The organism is Gracilibacillus sp. HCP3S3_G5_2 (genome assembly GCF_052063305.1).
Lineage (GTDB): Bacteria > Bacillota > Bacilli > Bacillales > Amphibacillaceae > Gracilibacillus.
Window position 1 is genome coordinate 53,802 of sequence record NZ_JBQHXU010000003.1, and the last position, 22,194, is coordinate 75,995.

20 protein-coding genes and 6 tRNA genes are annotated in these 22,194 nt (G+C 35.4%); 4 read left to right on the forward strand and 22 right to left on the reverse strand.

Going from position 1 to position 22,194, the window contains the following annotated elements:
- Window positions 1-218: 218 nt before the first annotated feature.
- The 11 genes from ACTNEP_RS05260 to ACTNEP_RS05310 form a co-directional block, all read right to left on the reverse strand.
- Entirely contained in the window at window positions 219-2,363 is a 2,145-nt protein-coding gene (locus ACTNEP_RS05260; RefSeq protein WP_441160675.1) for a peptidoglycan D,D-transpeptidase FtsI family protein, read from the reverse strand.
- A gap of 62 nt (window positions 2,364-2,425) precedes the next feature.
- Window positions 2,426-3,655, reverse strand: coding sequence for an MFS transporter (locus ACTNEP_RS05265; RefSeq protein ID WP_441160676.1), 1,230 nt, complete (start codon window positions 3,653-3,655; stop codon window positions 2,426-2,428).
- Between the two features lie 176 nt (window positions 3,656-3,831).
- Entirely contained in the window at window positions 3,832-4,443 is a 612-nt protein-coding gene (gene sodA, locus ACTNEP_RS05270) for a superoxide dismutase SodA (protein ID WP_441160677.1), read from the reverse strand.
- Between the two features lie 144 nt (window positions 4,444-4,587).
- Window positions 4,588-4,663, reverse strand: a tRNA-Phe gene (locus ACTNEP_RS05275).
- 36 nt (window positions 4,664-4,699) lie between these two features.
- A tRNA-Ser gene (locus ACTNEP_RS05280) sits at window positions 4,700-4,792 on the reverse strand.
- Between the two features lie 10 nt (window positions 4,793-4,802).
- Window positions 4,803-4,879, reverse strand: a tRNA-Ile gene (locus ACTNEP_RS05285).
- An 18-nt stretch (window positions 4,880-4,897) separates the two neighbouring features.
- Window positions 4,898-4,970: transfer RNA gene (locus ACTNEP_RS05290), tRNA-His, on the reverse strand.
- A 17-nt stretch (window positions 4,971-4,987) separates the two neighbouring features.
- A tRNA-Met gene (locus ACTNEP_RS05295) sits at window positions 4,988-5,061 on the reverse strand.
- A 3-nt stretch (window positions 5,062-5,064) separates the two neighbouring features.
- Window positions 5,065-5,139, reverse strand: a tRNA-Asn gene (locus ACTNEP_RS05300).
- 151 nt (window positions 5,140-5,290) lie between these two features.
- Window positions 5,291-6,928 (reverse strand): Na/Pi cotransporter family protein, encoded by a 1,638-nt coding sequence (locus ACTNEP_RS05305; RefSeq protein WP_441160679.1) that lies wholly within the window; start codon window positions 6,926-6,928, stop codon window positions 5,291-5,293.
- A 357-nt stretch (window positions 6,929-7,285) separates the two neighbouring features.
- Window positions 7,286-7,939 (reverse strand): NfeD family protein, encoded by a 654-nt coding sequence (locus ACTNEP_RS05310; protein WP_441160680.1) that lies wholly within the window; start codon window positions 7,937-7,939, stop codon window positions 7,286-7,288.
- 250 nt (window positions 7,940-8,189) lie between these two features.
- Here ACTNEP_RS05310 and ispG point away from each other — a divergent pair, with 250 nt between their 5' ends.
- Complete coding sequence (gene ispG / locus ACTNEP_RS05315; protein ID WP_441160681.1) at window positions 8,190-9,293, forward strand: flavodoxin-dependent (E)-4-hydroxy-3-methylbut-2-enyl-diphosphate synthase; 1,104 nt, start codon at window positions 8,190-8,192, stop codon at window positions 9,291-9,293.
- Window positions 9,294-9,494: 201 nt separating this feature from the next.
- Here ispG and ACTNEP_RS05320 read toward each other — a convergent pair whose 3' ends face one another.
- Together ACTNEP_RS05320 and ACTNEP_RS05325 are read right to left on the reverse strand one after the other, a co-directional pair.
- Window positions 9,495-9,911, reverse strand: coding sequence for a DUF4190 domain-containing protein (locus ACTNEP_RS05320; protein ID WP_441160682.1), 417 nt, complete (start codon window positions 9,909-9,911; stop codon window positions 9,495-9,497).
- An 84-nt stretch (window positions 9,912-9,995) separates the two neighbouring features.
- A complete protein-coding gene (locus ACTNEP_RS05325) occupies window positions 9,996-10,703 on the reverse strand; it encodes a lytic transglycosylase domain-containing protein (protein WP_441160683.1) in 708 nt (235 codons plus the stop codon).
- A gap of 184 nt (window positions 10,704-10,887) precedes the next feature.
- Here ACTNEP_RS05325 and ACTNEP_RS05330 point away from each other — a divergent pair, with 184 nt between their 5' ends.
- Window positions 10,888-11,172: a DUF2624 family protein gene (locus ACTNEP_RS05330; RefSeq protein ID WP_441160684.1), complete on the forward strand. Its 285-nt coding sequence runs from the start codon at window positions 10,888-10,890 to the stop codon at window positions 11,170-11,172.
- A gap of 137 nt (window positions 11,173-11,309) precedes the next feature.
- On the forward strand, window positions 11,310-11,537 hold the full coding sequence (locus ACTNEP_RS05335; protein ID WP_441160685.1) for an IS3 family transposase: 228 nt from the start codon (window positions 11,310-11,312) through the stop codon (window positions 11,535-11,537).
- 25 nt (window positions 11,538-11,562) lie between these two features.
- Here ACTNEP_RS05335 and ACTNEP_RS05340 read toward each other — a convergent pair whose 3' ends face one another.
- Both ACTNEP_RS05340 and ACTNEP_RS05345 read right to left on the reverse strand, forming a co-directional pair.
- Window positions 11,563-12,456, reverse strand: a complete 894-nt coding sequence (locus tag ACTNEP_RS05340) for a deoxyribonuclease IV (protein ID WP_441160686.1) — start codon at window positions 12,454-12,456, stop codon at window positions 11,563-11,565.
- An 18-nt stretch (window positions 12,457-12,474) separates the two neighbouring features.
- Complete coding sequence (locus ACTNEP_RS05345) at window positions 12,475-13,785, reverse strand: DEAD/DEAH box helicase (RefSeq protein WP_441160688.1); 1,311 nt, start codon at window positions 13,783-13,785, stop codon at window positions 12,475-12,477.
- A 137-nt stretch (window positions 13,786-13,922) separates the two neighbouring features.
- On the opposite strand from ACTNEP_RS05345, the gene ACTNEP_RS05350 reads away from it, so the two are divergent.
- Window positions 13,923-14,867 (forward strand): 4-hydroxy-3-methylbut-2-enyl diphosphate reductase, encoded by a 945-nt coding sequence (locus ACTNEP_RS05350; protein WP_441160689.1) that lies wholly within the window; start codon window positions 13,923-13,925, stop codon window positions 14,865-14,867.
- Window positions 14,868-14,954: 87 nt separating this feature from the next.
- Here the strand turns inward: ACTNEP_RS05350 and ACTNEP_RS05355 are convergent, their stop codons facing one another.
- The 7 genes from ACTNEP_RS05355 to ACTNEP_RS05385 all read right to left on the reverse strand — a co-directional run bounded on the left by ACTNEP_RS05355 (window position 14,955) and on the right by ACTNEP_RS05385 (window position 22,178).
- Window positions 14,955-16,067, reverse strand: a complete 1,113-nt coding sequence (locus tag ACTNEP_RS05355; protein ID WP_441160690.1) for a Nif3-like dinuclear metal center hexameric protein — start codon at window positions 16,065-16,067, stop codon at window positions 14,955-14,957.
- The gene (locus ACTNEP_RS05360; protein ID WP_441161102.1) at window positions 16,054-16,746 is read right to left on the reverse strand and encodes a tRNA (adenine(22)-N(1))-methyltransferase; all 693 of its coding nucleotides are present in this window, start codon (window positions 16,744-16,746) and stop codon (window positions 16,054-16,056) included. Before ACTNEP_RS05360 ends, ACTNEP_RS05355 begins: the two co-directional genes overlap by 14 nt.
- A gap of 75 nt (window positions 16,747-16,821) precedes the next feature.
- On the reverse strand, window positions 16,822-17,175 hold the full coding sequence (gene cccA, locus ACTNEP_RS05365) for a cytochrome c550 (protein ID WP_441160691.1): 354 nt from the start codon (window positions 17,173-17,175) through the stop codon (window positions 16,822-16,824).
- A 142-nt stretch (window positions 17,176-17,317) separates the two neighbouring features.
- Window positions 17,318-17,857 (reverse strand): hypothetical protein, encoded by a 540-nt coding sequence (locus ACTNEP_RS05370; RefSeq protein WP_441160692.1) that lies wholly within the window; start codon window positions 17,855-17,857, stop codon window positions 17,318-17,320.
- 134 nt (window positions 17,858-17,991) lie between these two features.
- Window positions 17,992-19,107, reverse strand: coding sequence for an RNA polymerase sigma factor RpoD (gene rpoD / locus ACTNEP_RS05375; protein ID WP_441160693.1), 1,116 nt, complete (start codon window positions 19,105-19,107; stop codon window positions 17,992-17,994).
- 20 nt (window positions 19,108-19,127) lie between these two features.
- The gene (gene dnaG, locus ACTNEP_RS05380) at window positions 19,128-20,951 is read right to left on the reverse strand and encodes a DNA primase (protein WP_441160694.1); all 1,824 of its coding nucleotides are present in this window, start codon (window positions 20,949-20,951) and stop codon (window positions 19,128-19,130) included.
- A 387-nt stretch (window positions 20,952-21,338) separates the two neighbouring features.
- Window positions 21,339-22,178: a pyruvate, water dikinase regulatory protein gene (locus ACTNEP_RS05385; RefSeq protein ID WP_441160695.1), complete on the reverse strand. Its 840-nt coding sequence runs from the start codon at window positions 22,176-22,178 to the stop codon at window positions 21,339-21,341.
- Between the last annotated feature and the right edge of the window lie 16 nt (window positions 22,179-22,194).

A 22,194-nucleotide genomic window follows, 5' to 3' on the forward strand; every position in this document is an offset into this window, starting at 1 on the left:
ATTTAAGCTTCTCTTACATCTTAACTCACAACTATTAATCTACTATTAAGGAATTGTAAAGACATTGTAAATTCGACAGGTTTATAGCAAATGGGACAGGAGCTAATTAGGCTTCATCGTCGTAAAAGTCTTTTTATATCAGTTTTTCTTGAGAGCGATACAGCTCTACTTCTCCTTTTTGCTCATAAAAAAAACGGAACTAGATTACTAGTTCCGCTTCACTCTTCGTCTTGCTCATCACTATTTGACTGTTCTTCGTCATCACTCTTATCTTTCAATTCATAGTAGGTTTCGATAATTCTTTTACTAATAGCATGATGTACTTGATGTCTACCATTACTTGTTCCATTTTCAGGAACAATAACAGCAAACGCTACTTCTGGATTTTCAGCAGGACTGTAACCTACCAATGATAAATTTTCCGTTTCCGCAACTTGAACTATTTCATCATTAATCACTTCATACTTAGGTCTCTGAGCAGTCCCAGTTTTTCCAGCCACTTCATAAGGGAAATTACCCCATTGACCAGCGGCGGTTCCATTCGTAAATACACTTCTAAAACCATCTTGTACTCGTTCAATATATTTATCGTCCATGTCAATCCGATTTATTGCCTCTGGATTAAAAGATTCAATAATTTTACCAGGTGCCCCGTCTCCAGTGCCTGGTTCTCTTATTTCTTTAACGAGACGTGGTTTCATTCTATAACCATTATTAGCAATAGTTGAAACATATTGGGCCAATTGTAAAGTCGTATACGTATCATATTGCCCAATAGATAAGTGAAGTAAGTTCCCCTGAGCAGGGTCAGAACCAGTTACCCCAGTTGCCTCGAATGGTAGATCTATCCCTGTTTTAACGCCCAAACCGAATTGACTGTAATAATTTCTCATAATGTCGAATCCTTCGTAGTCAAAATTATAAAGAGGCTCTTCATAACGATAAGTTGCACCAGCTATTGCAATCGCAATTTTCGCCATATAAACGTTGGAAGAGTCCTGAATAGCTTTTAAATCGGAAATGCTACTTCCTAAAAATCTGTGAGAACTAAATTGAGGTGTCGATTTTATCTTGATTGGTTGATCACTCATATGTGTTCCAATATCAATAACACCTTCCTGATATCCCGCTAAAACTGTAGCACCTTTAATTGCAGATCCAGGCTCATGAGAGTCATAAATGGTTCTATATGCCTGATTAAGATATTCGTCTTCGTCCTTATCGTAACGGATACCAGATAAGGCTAATATATCTCCAGTTCGCGGATCCATGACTACAGCCAACGCATCCTGAAGGTAACCAGTATTGTTAGCAGAGTTATTGATCGCTTTCCGAAGCTCTTCTTCCACTATTTTATCCACTTCTGACTGAAACTCCATGTCGACAGTCAGAATAAGGTCTTTTCCTCTTTGACCTTCCACTACAACATCAGCGTTAACGACGTTTCCATTCGAATCTGTTGTATATTGAATTTTTTCCTTTCTTCCTCTAAGAATATGCTCATACTGTTGTTCTAATCCACTCGTTCCGACACGATCATTCCACGTATAGCCATTTGATAAATAAAAATCACTATTCTCGCGCGGGATACCTTCATCAGACGAGGTTAAATTACCAAAGAAAGAACTTAGCGTGTCATCATACAGCCTTTCTCTGTCCCAATCAATTACAGCATCTATTCCTGGCAAATCATTTAAATTTTCCGCTACCAGTGCGTATTCCTCATCTGTTAAACCTTCATTTACTACAACATGAGGGGATAATTCATAAGCAGCATCCAACTCTTTCTTTATCGCGAGTACATTCATTAATTCTTGGGTCCATTCAATTTGATCCAAATGTGCTTCTGTTATGGCATCAAGCTCTGCTTGATACTCTTCTCCGGTATCAAGCTTTTCTCTTTCCTCTTCTGTTAACAGGTCAGGAACTTCATCTCTATTTACTAAGTACCAATATTCTTTCTTATCTCGTTCTCGAATTGCTTTTTCGAGTTCTTTTTCATCTTTTATAATAGTAATAAATTCCGCTAACTTCTCCGCTAATTCGAGACGTTCTTCAGCAGAATCACCATTTTTTGGTGGTGTATAAGTAATTGACTTAACTGCTTTATTATCCAGAATCAAATCATGATTACTATCATACATTTTTCCTCTTGGTACTGGTTTTTCAGAGGGAGTATTTTCTGTTTGATTAATCTGTCTTTGCGCTTCCTCTCCATTAAGTATTTGAACAACACCTAATTGTACAATTAGTAATGAGAAGATAAGAAAAACAGTAATAAATAATATATTTAAGCGAAAAGGCAATTGCGCCTTTTTCTTTTTTATTTTTTTCTTATTTTTAAAATTTGGATGTTGATTCACCCTTCATTCCCCCTAATGAAAACATCCCATTTATTATAACATGTCACAGATCGCTTTACTATCTATTTAATAGTATAAATAGAGGAATCTGTTTTTCGAACAAAATAATATGCAAAGAGGTTACCTCCACCAATAGTAAGCAAAAGAATCGGAATAATAATTTTCGCGTCCACAAGTAAAACACTGACAATAAAAATCAAGATCGCAGCAACTCTGCCAGAATTAACAAATAACTCCCTTATAATAATGTATTCTATCCTTAAATCTCCTGCACCTTTTGCTTTTCCAATAATATCATAAGTTAAAGATATGAATGGAACATTATAAATCGGATATGCGAACCCTACAATAATTCCATATGCAAGTAACATCCAATAGCTTGTCTGAAAAACAAACAGACTTACAGCAACATACAATAAAATCCCGCCAAGTAATATAGCATGTTTTCTGTATTCAATTTTTAGTAATTTCGTTACCATAAAATAACCAATAAAGGAACACAAAGAGACGGTTAAATTAAACCCACCCAATGCAAATTCACTATTAGTGGCAATATATACCCAAATGGCTACAATAAAAATAAACAGCCCTTCTCGCAACCCTTGAAAAATATGCGCATATAAAATATTACGCCAGTTTTGATTGGATTTTCTTTCCGATACAACCTCCTTCAATAAGAATTTCCCTGTTGCTTTCCTTTTCTTTAAAAAAAAGGAGCATATCACTGCAATCAAAAATAAAAAAAAGGAGATAAAGAAAATCAAACTATACCCTTGGAAATTATCAAGCCTTGTAATGATGTAACCGGCTGAAATCGGACCAATCATCCCGCCTAAGGATTGTAATGTACCTAAAATACCATTAAAAAAATCTCTTGTTTCAGGCTCTGTGACCTCGAAGGTTAATACATTAAAGGCTAACCAGTAAAATCCGTACCCTATTCCTAAGATGGCACCTAATAAATAAGGAAAACGTGTGGCATTATCTCCTGCCAACAGTACCGTCACATAAAAAACCGATAAAAAAATAACCCCTATTCGGATAATGATCGTTCGGTCTACTCTTTTTGCACATCTACCTGCAACAACAAACGAGATTGGCTGCAAAATATAAACAAATAAATTATAAATCGCAATGTCAATGTAGTTACCTGATTGTTTCCAGAGGAAAACATTGACAAATGTATTCGATAAAAAAGTTGCTAACGCATATAAACCACCAATTGTTAATAATAGCTTAAGGTCTTTACTATTTGGCATGATATTTTTGGAATTTTTCACCTTATCGCTCATTTTTTACACCTCACTACAATCTAACCTTTATTTTGATCTAGAAAGTAGGAGATATACATGTAAACAGCAAAGAAAAGTTATCATCAATTGATTGAAATAATTTAGGACGAGAAAGGGGCTTATTGGAAAATAAAAAAGGACTATAGAAGAAACTATAGCCCTTACTTTCATAGTTATTATTTAGCATCATTATATAAACTTGCTACTTTATCCCAATCCACTACATTCCAAAAAGCAGCAATGTAGTCAGGGCGTTTATTTTGATATTTAAGATAATACGCATGTTCCCATACGTCTAACCCTAAAATTGGTGTTTTACCTTCAGAAATAGGAGTATCCTGGTTAGGAGTGCTAGTGATTTCTAGGTTACCATTGTTTACTACTAGCCATGCCCAACCTGAACCAAATCGACCTGCACCTGCAGCAGCAAATTCTTCTTTAAACTTGTCAAAGCTTCCAAAAGTGGAATTAATTGCATCTGCTAATTCGCCTGTTGGCTCCCCACCACCGTTAGGTGAAAGCAATGTCCAAAACAAGCTGTGGTTAGCATGTCCGCCACCATTGTTTCTTACAGCAGTACGGATACTTTCAGGAACTGCATCAAGATTTGCCAAGATCTCTTCGATTGATTTGTTTGCTAAGTCATCATGACCTTCCAGTGCGTCATTTAATTTGGTTACATAAGTATTGTGATGTTTGGTGTGATGAATGTTCATTGTCTCCTTATCAATATGAGGCTCTAACGCATCATAAGCATAAGGTAAATCTGGTAATGTAAAGTTTGCCATGTTTCATTCCTCCTATTTATTTATTATAATAACCTCTCCACCACAAATAGTATCAAAATATAAAAATAAATTGCAAATATTTAGCATTTAAGAAAACCATTTATCCAAAAACAAAAAAACAAGCTTCCTATCAGCTTGTTGAAATGGTGGCTCGGGACGGAATCGAACCGCCGACACACGGATTTTCAGTCCGTTGCTCTACCGACTGAGCTACCGAGCCAAACGATATGTTGTTTTTTCTATGAACGATTATGTATGGCGGAGGAGGAGGGATTCGAACCCCCGCGGGCCGTGAAGCCCCTGGCGGTTTTCAAGACCGCTCCCTTCAGCCGGACTTGGGTACTCCTCCGCAATTAATATGGTGGACCCTGCAGGATTCGAACCTGCGACCGATCGGTTATGAGCCGATAGCTCTAACCAACTGAGCTAAGGGTCCACTTTATACATTATAAGGGGCGACCGGTGGGGATCGAACCCACGCATGTCGGAACCACAATCCGATGTGTTAACCACTTCACCACGATCGCCATTATTTATTTATTTATAGCGGCGGAGGGAATCGAACCCCCGACCTCACGGGTATGAACCGTACGCTCTAGCCAGCTGAGCTACACCGCCAAATGGCTCCACAGGTAGGATTCGAACCTACGACCGATCGGTTAACAGCCGATAGCTCTACCACTGAGCTACTGTGGAATGAAATTATGTAATCATTGAAGCGACATTTAATAATTTATCATAGCAGGATAGATTCGTCAATAGTTTTTTTGTTTTTTTCTAATATTTTTTTTAACTTTAATCAAAATATTGAGGAAGCAGCCGTGAAGACTACTTCCACCTTTAATCATTAGTGCTTTTGTCTTTCCTCTAATACTTCATCCGCTATATTTACAGCATGATCTCCAATTCGTTCAAGGTTACTAATGATATCAGCAAATACAATACCAGCAGCTCCGGTACATGCTCCTTCATTTAAACGGATAATATGTTTTTTACGATATTTTCTTTCCATTCTATCTATTTCATTTTCTTTTTGTACAACATTTAAGGCCGCTTCTCTATCCATGTTTTCTAGTGCTAATATTGCCTCTTTTACTGTACTAATGGTTAAATCAAACATTTCATTTAAATCAATCATACCTTGCTCTGTAATATCTACTTTATTAGAGATTTTGTAATTAACCAATTCAATAATATTTTCAAAATGATCTCCAATTCGTTCTATATCACGTACGGAATTAATTAATGCTGAATGGTTATTACGCTCTCCCTCGGAAAAATTAGTTCCCGATAATTCAACTAAATAAGAAGTAATTTCACGATCTAAATTATTCAATGCTCCTTCTATTTGTTGAGCCATCTCTGCATTCTTCTGACTGTTACTGTTTAAAAACATACTTGTCTCTTCAAGACCTTTGATTGCATATTTCCCCATGTGAATTACTTCTAACTTCGCTTGATCTAATGCCACAGACGGTGATTGTTCAATAAAAATCGGATCTAAGTGCTGTGGTTTATATTTTACAGTTGTGTCTTCACCTGGAATAAGCTTTGTTACTAGTAATGCCAATAACCCTATAAAAGGAAATTGAATTACTGTATTACTTAAGTTGAATATCCCGTGTGCAAAAGCAATGGTCATAGCTGGATTTAAATCTAACCATCCCTGAATATTACTGATAAACATCGTGTATAGTGGCAGTATACTAACTATAATAATCGTACCTATCAAGTTAAAGATAACATGTGTTAATGCTGCACGACGCGCTGCAATTGTTGCACCGATTGATGCGATGACCGCTGTTATCGTCGTACCAAGATTATCCCCGAATAAGACAGGTAATGCTGCTCTAAGCTCAATTGCACCTTCAGTCATAAGACTTTGTAATATTCCAATAGTTGCACTTGAACTTTGTACAAGCATCGTGAACACTGTACCAATTATAACACCGAGAATTGGCGTTTCAGACATACTTACTGTTAAGTCATGAAACATTTGGACATCTCTTAATGGTTTTAGACCAGATCCCATTAAATCAAGTCCAAAGAATAAAGAACCAAATCCAAAGATTGTTAAACCAATATTAGATAATTTATTATTTTTTAAGAAAAATAACATAAGTGCACCAACTGCAAGGATTGGTAAAGCATATTCTTGGATGTCGATTCCAATAATGAAGGCAGTCATCGTTGTTCCAATATTTGCTCCCATAATAACGCCGATAGACTGTCTTAATGTCATGAATCCTGCATTTACTAAGCCAACCGTTAGTACTGTTGTTCCTGTACTTGTTTGCAATAAAATGGTTACAAAAATACCTGCTAGTACACCCATAAATGGATTACTCGTTGTCTTGTCCAATATTTCCTGCAAACGGTCTCCGGCAGTTTTTTGAAGTCCTTCTCCCATATACTTGATACCTAGAAGAAATATCCCCAATCCACCGATAAACTCAAAAATCATAGCTTGTACATTTACATCCAACAGTGTTCATCCCTTCCCACAAAACTTAATCTTTCTTTAGTATGACCAATGTGCAAAAAGTATTGCCCTCTTAACAGTTTTTTTCTATTATTCATTATTTACGACAAAATTAGACAAATTCTTTTTTGCACCTGTTCATTATTAATGATTTATTGAGGGTTTGTAAAGTAATTTCTTAAAAATTTACAAAACCTTAACAAACAATTTTATTATAACAATACTTAGACATTATGTTAGCCTTTTTGACAATTTTTTTTAATAAATTTTTCAAAATAACGGAAATTATGAAGGTGAAAGAAAATTATCTATTTAGTACGGGTTTTCAATATAGTCTCGAGAAATAGAAAAAGCCTGCTATTATTGAGCAGGCTCTCCAGCAATTTTTTTCTTATCTTTTACGAGAATTCTCGTTCCATCTACATCCACTACTTCAACGTCTGTATCCTTCGTAATCCATTTCCCTTCTGTTATTGCACTATATTCCTTGTTATCAATCAAGACGGTTCCAATTGGTCTCATATCCGTTGTCGTTACTCCAGTTCTACCGATTAACTCCTTGTATGATTGATTAAGACTTGAATACCCAGCCTCTTCTGTCAGTTGATCAAACAATGTGATCTTCGTCCACATTTGACGCTTTTTGAATACTTTTAGAAAGCCGAATGAACTCATTCCACCTATGAATACACCTATTACAGCGTAAAGACCTGCAACCCAGTTAGGTGCGGCAAATCCAACAGAAACAATCATACATACAAGTCCAATCACTGCTAAGGTCCCATCGTTTAAGACCTTTCCGTCGATTATCATTAACATTAATCCAAAGAAATAAATAATAATCATAATGAAAAACATACCTGGATCTAAAAAGGAAGCAAAATAAATAGTGATAAAACCTATACCTAAAATACTAAATATTCCTTTTGCATTTACAAGTAATTCTCCTATAAGAAAAAGTGTTGCTAGTGCAACAATTACAAAACTCATCCAATCAGCTGTTATCGTAAACATTTAATGTCACCTCAATTCGTTCTACTTTCTTCTCTCTATCATACCATACGTATGGAAGTAATCATTAGTTTCAAATTATTATTTTTTCTTTAAGAATAAGGTTTGATACTTCTCTTTTCTTATTTTAACCTTTATAATGGACAATGGTAATGAATTCTGCCACTAAATTATATAAGAATTATAATAGTGATTGACGACCATTACTATTTATGATTTTTTTGGAAAAAGAATTAAAGGAGCGATTTTATTTATGGCTTTAATACATCGAAAAGATACACGACCTGTAAAAATTGGGAATGTTATGGTTGGAGGTAAAGATGAAGTAGTTATCCAATCGATGACAACTACCAAAACACATGATGTCGAAGCAACCGTTAAGGAAATTGAACGGCTTGAAGAAGCAGGTTGTCAAATCGTTCGTGTTGCCTGCCCAGATGAACGTGCGGCTAATGCAATTCCAGAAATCAAAAAAAGAATCAATATTCCACTTGTAGTTGATATTCACTTTAATTATAAACTTGCGCTTAAAGCAATCGAAGGTGGCGCTGATAAAATTCGTATTAATCCTGGTAATATTGGGAAAAGGGATAAAGTGGAAGCAGTAGTAAATGCTGCAAAAGAGAAAGGTATTCCCATTCGAATTGGTGTAAACGCCGGCTCTCTTGAAAGACACATTTTGGAAAAATATGGTTATCCGACAGCTGATGGTATGGTAGAAAGTGCACTTCACCATATTAAGATTTTAGAAGATCTCGACTTTCATGATATTGTCGTATCGTTAAAGGCTTCAGATGTTAAATTAGCAATTGAAGCTTATGAAAAAGCGGCTGAAGTAATACCATATCCTTTACACTTAGGTATCACAGAATCAGGAACTCTTTTTGCAGGTAGTATCAAAAGTGCTGCAGGTATGGGTGCGATCCTAAGTAAGGGAATAGGTAGTACCATGCGTATTTCATTAAGTGCTGATCCTGTAGAAGAAGTAAAAGTAGCAAAGGAATTATTAAAAACATTTGGTTTAGCTTCCAACGCTGCAACATTAATATCCTGTCCAACTTGTGGTCGAATTGAAATTGATTTGATTAAGATAGCAAATGAAGTGGAAGAATATATCTCAACCATTAAAGCTCCAATTAAAGTTGCAGTACTTGGTTGTGCAGTTAATGGTCCAGGGGAAGCTAGAGAAGCGGATATCGGTATAGCTGGTGCCCGTGGTGAAGGTTTATTATTCCGTCATGGTGAAATCATCCGAAAAGTTCCCGAAGAAACAATGGTCGAGGAACTAAAAATAGAAGTCGATAAAATTGCAGAAGAATATATACAAAAACAAAAAGAAGAAACACAGGAAGTTTAGTAAATTAAACTCTTCGTAATAAGGCTGTGTTTGTAAATTCTACGCCAACGATGTTGATTATCTCTCCATCTAAAGTGAAAAGGCAAGCCTATAATATAGGCTTGCCTTTTTATTTTAGTTGTGTTGCTTTGGATGATCTCATCATCTATTTCGTTTCCAACACTTCTGGTTCAGGTTTTACATTTTATTACTAGGATTGTTCTATAATGGTATGAATATCAGCGATATTAATATCGAAATAATCGCTGTTACGATAGCCGCATTACCGAGCGTGGCGGCGCCTTGCTGTCTGGAAACAATTCCTAAGACGATACCACCAATTGCCAACATCAACGGCCAAACAAAAAAGGAAGCTAAAGCTAATACTAAACCTGCCCAACCCCAAGCAGTATTGACATCTGATTGCATTTCTGTTTCTTGCTCTTCAGAGTCGATTGGACGATTAAACTCATTAGCTGATAACTCAGCAGATGTTTCTTCTTCCCTTTTATATGCCTCATCTACTGAATACATCTCATCAGTTGCAACAAATTGTTTAGATTGAGGTTCTTCATCGATACGTCCATTATCGATATTTGGAGCATTCTCAACACGTCGTTCATCTTGATGTTCTGGCATACTATACCCTCCCTTTCTTTTAGAGGTACATTTATAGTATGCCTTAATTCTTTTCGGTCTTACTTGGTAAATAATACTTTCTGTTTAGGGAGCATATGCAACAAATTCTTGATACTTTTTAGCATTCGTTTGGATTCTCATTGCATATTCACTATTGGCATGACCATTTTTTAATTTATACTGTTCTAAACCTGCCATACCACGATGATAAGCTGTTAAGGTTTCATCCCAATTATCATATTCATTGTATAAATAATCGAGATAAACTAAAGATAATTTGATGGAATAGTACGGATCAAATAAAAGTTCACCTTCATATGGCATATCCGCCATATCAGCAATCCATGGTGCTGTATTTTTCATAAACTGTGCCATCCCATAAGCATGGCCATATTTTGTTTCTGGACCAACTAACTCGGGGTCAAAACTGTTACCTGTTTCTACTTTCAAAAGTTCATAAACAATAAATGGATCAATTCCGTAACTTTTGGCCTCTTTTACTAAATAAATCGCCCACGGTCTTAAAAATTGTCCATTACTTTCTTCAACCATGATTTCTGCCATATCAAAATACTTTGGCCATGTTTCATGATTTAACTCCCATTCTTCTTGATGCGTCCGATTTAAGATATAACGTGCTTGAGATTCCATATTGTTTATCTCTTGCTCCAATTCAACATTATCATACTGTAGTGCTTGTATTTCTGATTTATATGATTTTATTTGATAATAGCTCCAACCTACAAGCACAAAAGCCAATACAATGCTAATTGATTGCATTCTTTTTATCATGTACTCCTTCACTCCTTAGCTGTAAAAGCATTAATCGACTTGGTGTTTTTTCTACAGCGCTCTATATTAGCGAAAATTGTCGATTAGTGCAAATAATAAACATCCTACTTTTTTTACCCTTATTCACAAAAAATAAACATTCTTGCATAAAATAAAAAAAGATAACAAAAAAGGAGTTTTTTAAATGAACGGAATCTCAAAACGCATTATCATAAGCAAATTGAAAAAAATCAGTGCAAATGAAATCATTGAATACGCTAACAAGTACAACATCACGGTTAATGAACACCAAGCAAGGTTAATATCTAGCCATTTACAACGTAACCGTTATGATCCAACAAATGCTGAAGACCGTGCTCAGATGCTGAGAAAACTTGCCCAAATCACAGACATTAAAACTGCGAAAGCATGCCAACAACTATTCAATAAACTAATTAAAGAATATGGACTTGAAAGTTATTTCAAATGATATAGTATGATTAGAACACTAAGCTTTCCATCGGAGTTGTTTTATTTAACATAAAAAGAAATTGGAACATAACTTATTTTCTTAACATCAATTAAACGATGCAATCCGTATAATTACGGAATATCTTTCACTAACTTATGGTTTATGATATCGAGTGCAAAGCATCGGCTCTGGCTGATCGTTTCGCTTTCCGCGGGGCAAAAACCCGAGGAAAGGAAAGTGGACAGCCGAACGATTGTTACGCAACTATAGCCTCTCAATCATATAACGAAGAACGTTACCAAGAGAAATTAAATAGCCTGACACCATTAGAATATCGGTATCAGGCCATTGCCTATATCTTTTGCTTTTCATTGTCCACTTGACAGGGTGCAGCATGTATGAAAATAATTATTGATTCACAATTTGTTCTTTTAAATCTGGAATGAATGAACCGTTTTTCAGCATTTCTATTTCAAACTTATATGGTGGTTTTTTATTTTTCTTATCTTCTCCAACATATGGAGTTTCTAAAATCTTAGGTAATTCTGTTAATTGGTCATGATGGACAATTTGGTGAATCGTCTCAAACCCGATATGACCAAATCCGATATTTTCATGACGGTCTTTTCCTGCACCTTGCACATTTTTACTATCATTAATATGAACTACTTTTAAGCGATCGATCCCAATAATCTTGTCAAATTCATTTAACACACCATCAAAATCGTCTACAATCGGATATCCTGCATCATGAACGTGACAAGTATCGAAACAAATCGATAGCTTCTCATTATGTGTAACACCATCGATGATTCTTGCTAATTCATCAAAATTACGACCAATTTCCGATCCTTTTCCAGCCATCGTCTCTAAAGCTATTTGTACATCCTGATTTGGATCAAGTACTTCATTTAAGCCTTCAATGATTTTCGCAATACCTGTGTCAACCCCTTCACCTACATGGGCACCAGGGTGAAGGACGATTTGCTTAGCACCTAATGCTTCTGTTCGATCTATTTCACTCTTTAAAAAATTTACTCCTAGTTCAAACGTTTCCTTCTTCGTAGCATTACCGATATTAATAATATAAGGAGCATGAACCACTATGTCTAAAATACCGTTTTCCTCCATATGTTGACGGCCAGCTTCAATATTTAACTCTTCGATTGGTTTTCGTCGCGTATTTTGGGGAGCTCCTGTATAAATCATTAGTGCTGTAGAACCGTACGACACTGCTTCCTCACTAGATCCTAAAAGCATTTTCTTTCCACTCATTGAAACATGTGAACCTATTTTTAACATAAAATCCTCTCACCTTTTCTATTTATTCGTTTGATTTCTTTTTATTTTCTTTTTAACATGTTGTTGTTGTTTCTTCATTTTTTTCTTGTACCCAGGCTTTACCTTTTTCGGTTTTCTTACTTGCTGCCAAGCTCTTTTCTCGATCTCATTTTCCCCTTTTTCTCGCTTTTGCCTTATATTCCATGCTTTTGCTTCTCGCCACTCCCCTTTTACAATATCATGGAATGTAAAAGTTAACCCTTTTTTCTCCAACTTCTTAATAAGTGGGATATCTTCTTCCTGATAAAGGCTGATCGCTGTTCCTTCCATTCCAGCACGAGCCGTTCTTCCTACACGATGTAAATAAAACGCCTCTTCTTTTGGTAATTCCGCATTGATTACATGACTTACCCCTTTAATATCGATACCGCGTGCAGCTAAGTCTGTTGCAACGATATATTGATATTTTAGCTGTTGAATTTCTTTCAATACTCTTTTTCTTTCACGTTGATTTAATCCCCCATGAATTAGCCCGACTGCTAATCCTTTAGCCTGTAAATTTTCCGCTAACTGATTAGCATTTTCCTTACCATTTGTAAAAATAATCGCTAAATATGGTTGGATCAACTTAGAAATCTCAAAGATTACATCAGCCTGCTCTCGGTGCTTAAGATCAATGAGCCGATGTTCCAGTTTTTCAGGCGCTAAACGATCGTCAATTTTCACATAGATTGGTCCGTGCAGATATTTTTTAAGAAATGGTTGTAACTTTTCAGGAATAGTTGCTGAAAACACCATTACTTGTATATCAGGATCTGCATGTGTAAGAATTCGGTCTATTTCTTCAATAAGACCTAATTCAAGCATTAAATCTGTTTCGTCCATGACAAAAGACTTTGCTGAGTATATATCCAATACACCATCCTGAATTAGATCTAGAATACGTCCAGGTGTCCCAACAACGATATGTGGTGCTTGTTTCATTTTTTCTACCATTCGTTTTTTATCTGTTCCACCGATAATAAGCTTTGCACGCCAGTTATCTTGATTACCAGAAAACTGCATGATCTTTTTAACTTCTTCATATATTTGAATAGCCAGTTCTCTTGTTGGTGCTGTTAAAACAACTTGTGTTTCAGATTGATTCGTATCGATTTTATTCAATAACGGAATCAAAAAGGCATGTGTTTTACCTGAACCTGTTTCTGATTGTCCAATAATATCTCTACCTTTTAAAGCTTCTGGAATGACTTTTGCTTGAATAGGAGTGGGTTCATAAAATCCCAATTGCCCAATTACTTCATTCATCCAATCATCCAATGCATATTGTCTAAATAAATGCTTTTCCATGTTATTCTCCTTCTAACTAACTAAATATCTTTGTCAATTGTATTAAATACCTTTATAATGTAAGTATTGGACAAATTCAAGTCCGTTATTAAACATTTTACTTGATCTCTAGTAGAAAGTACAGAGGGGGAACCATAATGAAAGTAATTAAGATTGCTCCCAGAGGATATTGCTATGGAGTTGTCGATGCAATGGTTATTGCTCAAAACGCAGTGAAGGATCCCAATCTACCTCGCCCTATTTATATACTTGGTATGATTGTTCATAATTCGCATGTAAACAATGCCTTTAAAGAACAAGGTGTCTATACATTAGACGGAAAAAATCGAGCAGAGCTTTTAGAAGATATCGATGATGGAACAGTTATTTTCACTGCTCATGGTGTATCACCAGAAGTGAAAAAACGTGCTGAAGAAAAAGGCTTAACAGTACTTGATGCAACCTGTCCAGACGTTACAAGAACACACGATTTGATTCGCGAAAAAGTAAAAGAAAATTATGAGATTGTGTATATAGGGAAAAAAGGACATCCAGAGCCAGAGGGTGCAGTAGGTGTTGCACCAGATCATGTGCATTTAATTCAAAATCAGGAGGATGTAGAAAACCTTCATTTAAATGCAGAAAAAATATTGGTGACTAACCAAACAACAATGAGTCAATGGGATGTTCATGATGTTATGTTAAAAGTAAAGGAAAAATACCCGCAAACTGAAATGGAACAAGAGATTTGCATGGCTACGCAAGTTCGTCAGGAAGCTGTAGCAGAAAAAGCAAAGGATGCTGACTTAACATTAGTGGTTGGTGATCCACGTAGTAACAATTCTAATCGTTTAGCACAAGTTTCTATTGAAAAGGCGGGTACTCAAGCTTATCGAATTGCTGATGTTTCTGAAATACAATATGAATGGTTAGAAGGTGTATCAACAGTTGCCGTGACTGCTGGTGCTTCCACACCAACTCCAATCGCAAAAGAAGTAATTAAATTCATCGAGCAATATGACCCAAATAACCCGGAAACATGGGATCGAACATCAAAAGTACAGCAAGATAAAATTTTACCAAAAGTAAAAGCTAAAAAATAAGAAGCAAGCACCAATTTGGTGCCTGCTTCTTTTTTTCTTTTAAAACCACTAATACGATGATTTAATCAACAGTCCTATCATTTCGCTTTATTGATAACGAAATGGATCGGTTGATAAAGTCGAGACTTCAACTTCTATTTTGTCTGGTAATTGGTGAAGATTAGTTAAGAAATAATCTTTTACTCCCTCTTTCATAACCTCCTCTACATGATGGCCCGGGTCAAGCAGGCAAAGGCCAGCTTCTTCTGCGTCTTGAGCTTCATGGAAAGTTAAATCTCCTGTAATATAAAGATCTGCTCCAGCTTTTCGAGCAGCATTAATGAAACCTTTCCCACTTCCTCCTAATACAGCAACTTTTTGGATCACTTGATTCTGATTACCAACATAGCGTAAAGCTGGAATATTCAAATTACTTTTTACTATCTCCACATACTCAGACAATTTCATTGGCTTAGAAAGTTTTCCGATACGCCCTAAGCCCGCTTTTTCCCCTTTATTGGAAAGTGGTACTAAATCATATGCCATTTCTTCATATGGATGTGCCTTTTTTGCTGCCTGCAGGACAACAGACAATTGTGATTTTTTAATGATTGTTTCTAATTTATACTCATTTACTTCTTCTATTTCTCCTTGAGTACCAAGATAAGGCTGTGTGCCCTCCAATGGCTTGAAAGCTCCTGTTCCCGCAGAACGAAACGTACAATGACTGTAATTACCAATATGTCCTGCTCCAGCATTTCCTATTGCTTCCACAAGGTCACTCAGGTGCGTTTGTGGAACATAGACAATAAATTTTAGTAATTGCTCCTCTACAGTTGGAACTAAAACCTTTGTATTTGACAGTTCCAATCTCTCTGCCAACATATCATTCACACCGCCTTTAACTACATCCAAGTTGGTGTGAGCAGCATAAACAGAAATATTGTGCTCGATTAATTTTTTTACAACTTGTCCTTTTGGATCTTGAAAATCTATTCTTTTTAAACCGTTAAATAATAATGGATGGTGCGCAATAATAAAATCTACTTTCTTTTCAATCGCTTCCTCAACAACCGCATCTATTACGTCAAGTGTAATCATCATTTTCTTTACTTTTTGCTCTTTTGATCCAATTTGTAATCCGACATTATCCCAGGACTCTGCATAATGAACAGGAACCCATTTTTCCAGTAATCGCATTACATCTTTAACAGTTGTCATTATTTAATACCTCCTCGATCGACTTTATTTCTGTTTCGAGCTTCTTGATTTTCGCTACTGGTATATTGGCTGCTTGTTGCATTTGTTTAATTAACCATATTCGTTTCTCTTTTTCACTAGTCCATTTCTTTATAAAAACGTCATTTTTTTCTTTGAGAAGAAATGGACCAAATAACAATTCTTTTTCTGAAAGAAAAGTGGGCGTAATTTGACGATCACTGACAATAATTTCATAAATATAACCATCCTCTGAAACAATTTCTTCCGCCATAATTTCATACTGATGATCTGTCAGCCATTTTCGAACTATTGGTGCATCAATATTCGGCTGTAAAATTAATCGTGAAACACCAGATAATTTAAGCTTACCTTCTTCCAGAATCGTTTGGATAAGTTTCCCTCCCATTCCAGCAATCGTTATTTGGTTGACTTCACCTTGTTCAATAACATCCAATCCATTGCCTTTTCTTACTTCTATTCGTTTATTCAAACCATATTCTTTCACCGTGTTTTTTGCCCTTTCAAGAGGACCCTGGTTTACTTCTCCAGCAATTGCAGTCGCATGTTCGTTTTGCAAACAAACATAGCACGGCAAATATGCGTGATCCGAACCAATATCAGCGAATTGGATCGGCTCTTGTAAGTATTCAGCAATTTTTTCGAGTCGTTTTGATAGCATCATTCATTTATGTCCCTTCATACAAACTAAAAGAGAAAAAAGCTCTCTGTTAAAACAGAAAGCTTTTACCACTTTTTATTCTTGTCCTTCTGATAGCCATTCAGCTAATACTGCGGCTTCTTCATTACTTACTAAACCACCTGGCATACCACCATCTGTACCGTTGATAATGATATCCTCAATTTCAGCTACATCCAATCTCTCGTGAACATCATTAAGAGCTGGACCACTTCCACCTTCCAGGTCACCGCCATGACATCCAATACAACTTTGAATTAATGCTTCTGGATCTGCTTCTGTCGTTTCTCCTTCTTCTCCACCAGTTGCAATTCTTTCTTGTTCATTTAGACCTACAACTGATAAAATAATCATTGCTAAAATCCCAAGAACAGCAATTAGTGCAAAGGGAATAATTGGATTTTTTTTCATTGTTTTTTCCTCCTTCAATTAGACGTCAAGTTGGGTTGCACTGCCCAACAAATTTAACAAATATGTATATGGAAAACCATCTTTATTTTACTTCAAATTAGACAATTAGAAAAGTAATACTCATTAAAATTCATGAAAATGTCTAAAAATAGTAAAAACCCATCATAATAATGAGAATGATTAAAATAAAAACGCCAGCAACTTGTAAGAAAAATTGCTTTTTAAGCTTACCAAATATGATCCAAGAAATACTATTTATAAAAATCCACGAATAGGTTATCCAACTAATACTGATATAATGACTCAACCCTAACATTGTCGAAAATAAAAATACAACGAAAAATATCATCACTGCATAAGAGGTCTGTAATTCCTTATACTTAGAAAAAAGCTTTATCATACTGAATGCAATAAATAGATTGATAACGATACCAACCGTTTGTATAAGAAAACTACTGGTAAGCTGGAAAATTATAAAAGGCAGTAATATAACTAATGTATCTACAAAATAAAATAATAAATAATATGGAGACCGTTTATTTTCGATAACATTCTCTGCTGTAGTCCCCTCACCTTCTGTGTAAAGAGCTAATAAAAAATCACAATATTGAGTTGGTAATAATTGATGCGTCTTCCAGTACTTAATTTCATTAATTATCGTTCTTTTACGACCTTCTTCCATTAAATACCATCTCCAAGTCTGATTTGCTCTAATCATTATATCGGATAATTGTGTGAAACATTGATAGGTCCGAATAAATTTAAATGAACTATCTTCACAGAAAGGAAGATAGTTCATTAGGTACACTTAGAGCTTTATTCCAAGAAATCTTTTAATCGTTTACTACGACTAGGATGACGTAATTTCCGTAATGCTTTCGCCTCAATCTGACGAATTCTTTCCCTTGTTACGCCAAATACCTTACCAACTTCTTCTAAAGTCCTTGTTCTGCCATCATCCAAACCAAAACGCAAGCGTAATACATTTTCTTCACGATCTGTTAGTGTATCTAAAACATCTTCTAATTGTTCCTTTAATAATTCATATGCTGCGTGATCTGATGGTGATGTAGCTTCTTGATCTTCGATAAAGTCACCAAGGTGTGAGTCATCTTCTTCGCCAATTGGTGTTTCTAATGAAACAGGTTCTTGAGCAATCTTTAATATTTCCCTTACTTTATCAGGTGTTAAATCCATATCTTTAGCTATTTCTTCCGGGGTTGGTTCTCTACCCAAATCTTGTAACAATTGCCTTTGAACACGAATCAATTTATTTATGGTTTCTACCATATGAACAGGAATTCTGATTGTTCTTGCCTGGTCTGCAATAGCTCTTGTGATTGCTTGTCGAATCCACCATGTTGCATAGGTACTGAATTTAAAACCTTTTCTGAAATCGAATTTTTCAACTGCTTTAATAAGCCCCATATTTCCTTCTTGAATAAGGTCTAAAAATAGCATACCGCGGCCGACATAACGCTTCGCAATACTTACAACAAGACGAAGGTTTGCTTCAGCTAATCTTTTTTTAGCGTATTCGTCACCTTCTTCGATTTTTTTGGCAAGTTCGATTTCTTCCGAAGCTGATAATAAATCTACTCTACCTATTTCTTTTAAATACATACGGACTGGATCGTTGATTTTAATTCCTAATGGTACACTCAAATCATTTAGATCAAATTCTTCTTCCTTTGAGAGTTGTTGCATAGTAGGATCATCATCTGATTCTCCTATTACCTCTACCCCCTGTTCATTCAAGTACTCATAGAACTCATCCATTTGATCGGATTCTAATTCAAAATTTGCTAATCTTTCTGCTACTTCCTCATATGCTAATACACCACGTTTTTTACCTAATTCCAACAATTGGTCTTTTGCCTGATCAACTGTTAATTCAGCTTCTTTTGAACGTGATGGCTTGTTTTCTGCCATGAGTGCCCCTCCTTCCAAAACTAACTTCCATTTTTCGATTGTTGTTTTATCTTTATAATCTCCATTGCTATTTTAGCAGCTTCCTTAGGGTCTGTTTTCTCTAACTGTTTCATTTTCTGCTTAAGTTGTTTTATTTTTTCATTATCTGTTTGTTCTGATTGAATGAGATGAATATAATCTTGTAGCTCCTTTTCTGACATTTCCCAAGAATAATCCATCATCGATAGTTCAACAACTGTCTGTTGAAGATTTGCATCATCTAAATATGTTAAAAAATGACTGGGATCAGGTTGATTCCCTTCTTCGTAATATCCGTACAAATGGGTTACAATAATTTGGTGTTGTTCTACATTAAACTTCGAGCCAATTGTTTCTTGTACTTTTTCAGCAATGTGAGCATTTTGTAACATAAATGCAATTAAGCGACGTTCGGCATTTTGATATGCTGGTGGTAAAACATGTAACGATTTTGATCGATATTTCTCTTGATTTCCACCATTAGTATTTCCAAACCTCCCGCGGTTATCATCATTTTTTTTGATATTTTGCATTCGAGACTTTAACTCTTGTGATAAAGCATCATATGAAATAGTAAATTCTTCTGCTAATTCTCGAATATAGTGGTCTCTTTCAATAGAACTTTCTAATTGTGCAATTTCCCCTATTACTTTTTCTACATATTGCAGTCGATCTCCTTCAAGTTTTAAATTAAAATTCCTTTTTAAATACTTCATTAAGAAGACGATCTCGGAATCTGCAGCATTAATAACTTGTTCTCGGAATTTCTCCCTTCCAAACTCTTGGATATATTGATCAGGATCATACTTATAAGGTAATGGTGCTACTTTGATATTGCAGCCAACTTTCTTAAATAACTGAATGGCTTTATAAGTAGCATTTTGTCCTGCATCATCTCCATCATAACAAAGCAGGACCGTATCGACATACCTTCTTAAAAGATTGGCATGTGATTCTGTTAAAGAGGTTCCTAGTGATGCTACGCCATTCTTGACACCAGCTTGATAAGCGGATATAACATCTGCAGACCCTTCAAAAAGTATTACTTCTCCTTGTTTCCGAATTTCACTCCTAGCCAAATCAAAATTGTAAAGTAGTTGACTTTTCTTAAACAACGATGATTCTGGACTATTTAAGTATTTAGGTTCCTGATCAGTAATAGTTCTTCCTACGAACCCGACTGTTTTACCTAAATGATTACGGATTGGAAAAATAACTCTTGCTTGGAATCGGTCATAATAGTTTCCATCATTTCCAGCCGTTAATAATCCAGCATTAGCCATTACTTGTTTATGGAAACCTTTCTTTTCCAAAAATTGTGGAATAAAATCTTTTGATGTTGGGGAATAGCCAATTTGAAATTGATCAATTGCTTCATCAGAAAAACCTCTATTATAAAGATATTCTAATGCCTTTTTACCATCCTTTGAATGTCGTAATAAATGATGGTATAGTTTAACTAACCACTGGTATGCATCTAACATTGTCTGTTCCCCAGAATTAGCCCTTTCCATTCGAGAGTCTTTTAGTTCCGGAATAGAATGACCAGCTTTTTCAGCTAAATGACGAATAGCTTGTTGAAAAGAGTAACCTTCCATTTCCATGATAAAGGTAATAACGTTACCACCTTTACCACATCCAAAACAATGATAAATTTGTTTTTCTTGATTGACGGAAAATGAAGGTGTATTTTCTGAGTGAAATGGGCAAAGTCCAAAATAATTTCGGCCTTGTTTTTTTAAATGTACATATTCTCCTACGATATCAACTACATCATTCGCTTGACGAAGAGATTCAATTGTTTCATCTGACACTTGATTGGCCATATTTCATCACCATTTCTCACTACTATTCAAATTAACACTTCGACAATTTTCTCATCATTGGTATAAGTTAAAATTTGCTGATTGACAGCTCTTAATAACCTAATACCTCTAATCTAAATCCTATAAACAAGATTCAAGACTTAGGCGATCTTCATAAAATGTCGAATAACAAAAGATCTGTATAGATACATAATTCTACACAAAACTGCAAATTCCTGCTTATTTCATAGTTTTTTTAAAAAAATGTTGTCATTTGTTTAAAGCAGGAAACAAATGGCAAAAGTTTATTATATTAGTAAGTAATGGACATTTTATTAATAATATAAACATTTTGACAAAATATAATTATAATATATGTTCATCTTATTTTCCAATATCTTTGCTTATTTATTCACTAGCCTTATTATCGTGTAAGTCCCAATAGGGTTGATTGATCATATTTAAAATAAGATTGGCAGTTTCTTCGACAGCTTTGTTCGACACATCAATAACTGGACAATCAAGTTGATGAATGATCTTGTCAAAATATGCTAATTCTGCTTCAATTCGATTTACATCCGCATAAGCAGCTTGGTCGTCTAGCCCAAGACTCTTTAACCGTTCTTTTCTAATACCATTTAATTTCTCAGGACTAATTCTTAATCCAATACACTTATGAGATGGAATATGGAATAATGAAGATGGAGGTTCAACTTCTGGGACAATAGGTACATTGGCAACCTTCAGTTGCTTATGTGCCAAATATTGTGATAATGGGGTTTTAGATGTTCGGGATACTCCGATTAATACAATATCTGCTTGTTCTACTCCTCTTGGATCTCTACCATCATCATAGCGTACTGCAAATTCTATTGCTTCTACCTTTCTAAAATAGTCTTCATCTAGTCTATGAATGAGGCCGGGTTCTTGCTTAGGTTGCTTTTGGAATTTTCGTTCCATTGCCTGCAACATTGGCCCCATTATATCAACACATTCAACCCCTTTATTCGAGGCTTCTTGAATTAAAAACTCTCTAAACATTGGATTAACTAAAGTGAACCCAATCATAGCACCTAGTTGTTTTGCGTGGTAAACTGCCCCACGCAAAACTTCAATATTTTCCACATAGGGAATACGATATAAATCATAGTCATTTTCATTCATAAATTGACTAAGTGCTGCCTTCGTGACAAATTCTGCTGTTTCACCGACTGAATCAGAAACAATATAAATAATTGCTTTTTCCATGAACGCCATGTCCTCC

What these genes read in the sequence shown, in the direction of transcription:
- ACTNEP_RS05265 (WP_441160676.1), bottom strand. Translation starts at nt 3,655, where the DNA reads ATGAGCGATAAGGTGAAAAATTCCAAAAATATCATGCCAAATAGTAAA.
- sodA (WP_441160677.1), bottom strand. Translation starts at nt 4,443, where the DNA reads ATGGCAAACTTTACATTACCAGATTTACCTTATGCTTATGATGCGTTA.
- ACTNEP_RS05310 (WP_441160680.1), bottom strand. Translation starts at nt 7,939, where the DNA reads ATGTTTACGATAACAGCTGATTGGATGAGTTTTGTAATTGTTGCACTA.
- ispG (WP_441160681.1), top strand. Translation starts at nt 8,190, where the DNA reads ATGGCTTTAATACATCGAAAAGATACACGACCTGTAAAAATTGGGAAT.
- ACTNEP_RS05320 (WP_441160682.1), bottom strand. Translation starts at nt 9,911, where the DNA reads ATGCCAGAACATCAAGATGAACGACGTGTTGAGAATGCTCCAAATATC.
- ACTNEP_RS05325 (WP_441160683.1), bottom strand. Translation starts at nt 10,703, where the DNA reads ATGATAAAAAGAATGCAATCAATTAGCATTGTATTGGCTTTTGTGCTT.
- ACTNEP_RS05330 (WP_441160684.1), top strand. Translation starts at nt 10,888, where the DNA reads ATGAACGGAATCTCAAAACGCATTATCATAAGCAAATTGAAAAAAATC.
- ACTNEP_RS05335 (WP_441160685.1), top strand. Translation starts at nt 11,310, where the DNA reads ATGGTTTATGATATCGAGTGCAAAGCATCGGCTCTGGCTGATCGTTTC.
- ACTNEP_RS05340 (WP_441160686.1), bottom strand. Translation starts at nt 12,456, where the DNA reads ATGTTAAAAATAGGTTCACATGTTTCAATGAGTGGAAAGAAAATGCTT.
- ACTNEP_RS05345 (WP_441160688.1), bottom strand. Translation starts at nt 13,785, where the DNA reads ATGGAAAAGCATTTATTTAGACAATATGCATTGGATGATTGGATGAAT.
- ACTNEP_RS05350 (WP_441160689.1), top strand. Translation starts at nt 13,923, where the DNA reads ATGAAAGTAATTAAGATTGCTCCCAGAGGATATTGCTATGGAGTTGTC.
- ACTNEP_RS05355 (WP_441160690.1), bottom strand. Translation starts at nt 16,067, where the DNA reads ATGACAACTGTTAAAGATGTAATGCGATTACTGGAAAAATGGGTTCCT.
- ACTNEP_RS05360 (WP_441161102.1), bottom strand. Translation starts at nt 16,746, where the DNA reads ATGCTATCAAAACGACTCGAAAAAATTGCTGAATACTTACAAGAGCCG.
- cccA (WP_441160691.1), bottom strand. Translation starts at nt 17,175, where the DNA reads ATGAAAAAAAATCCAATTATTCCCTTTGCACTAATTGCTGTTCTTGGG.
- ACTNEP_RS05370 (WP_441160692.1), bottom strand. Translation starts at nt 17,857, where the DNA reads ATGGAAGAAGGTCGTAAAAGAACGATAATTAATGAAATTAAGTACTGG.
- rpoD (WP_441160693.1), bottom strand. Translation starts at nt 19,107, where the DNA reads ATGGCAGAAAACAAGCCATCACGTTCAAAAGAAGCTGAATTAACAGTT.
- dnaG (WP_441160694.1), bottom strand. Translation starts at nt 20,951, where the DNA reads ATGGCCAATCAAGTGTCAGATGAAACAATTGAATCTCTTCGTCAAGCG.
- ACTNEP_RS05385 (WP_441160695.1), bottom strand. Translation starts at nt 22,178, where the DNA reads ATGGAAAAAGCAATTATTTATATTGTTTCTGATTCAGTCGGTGAAACA.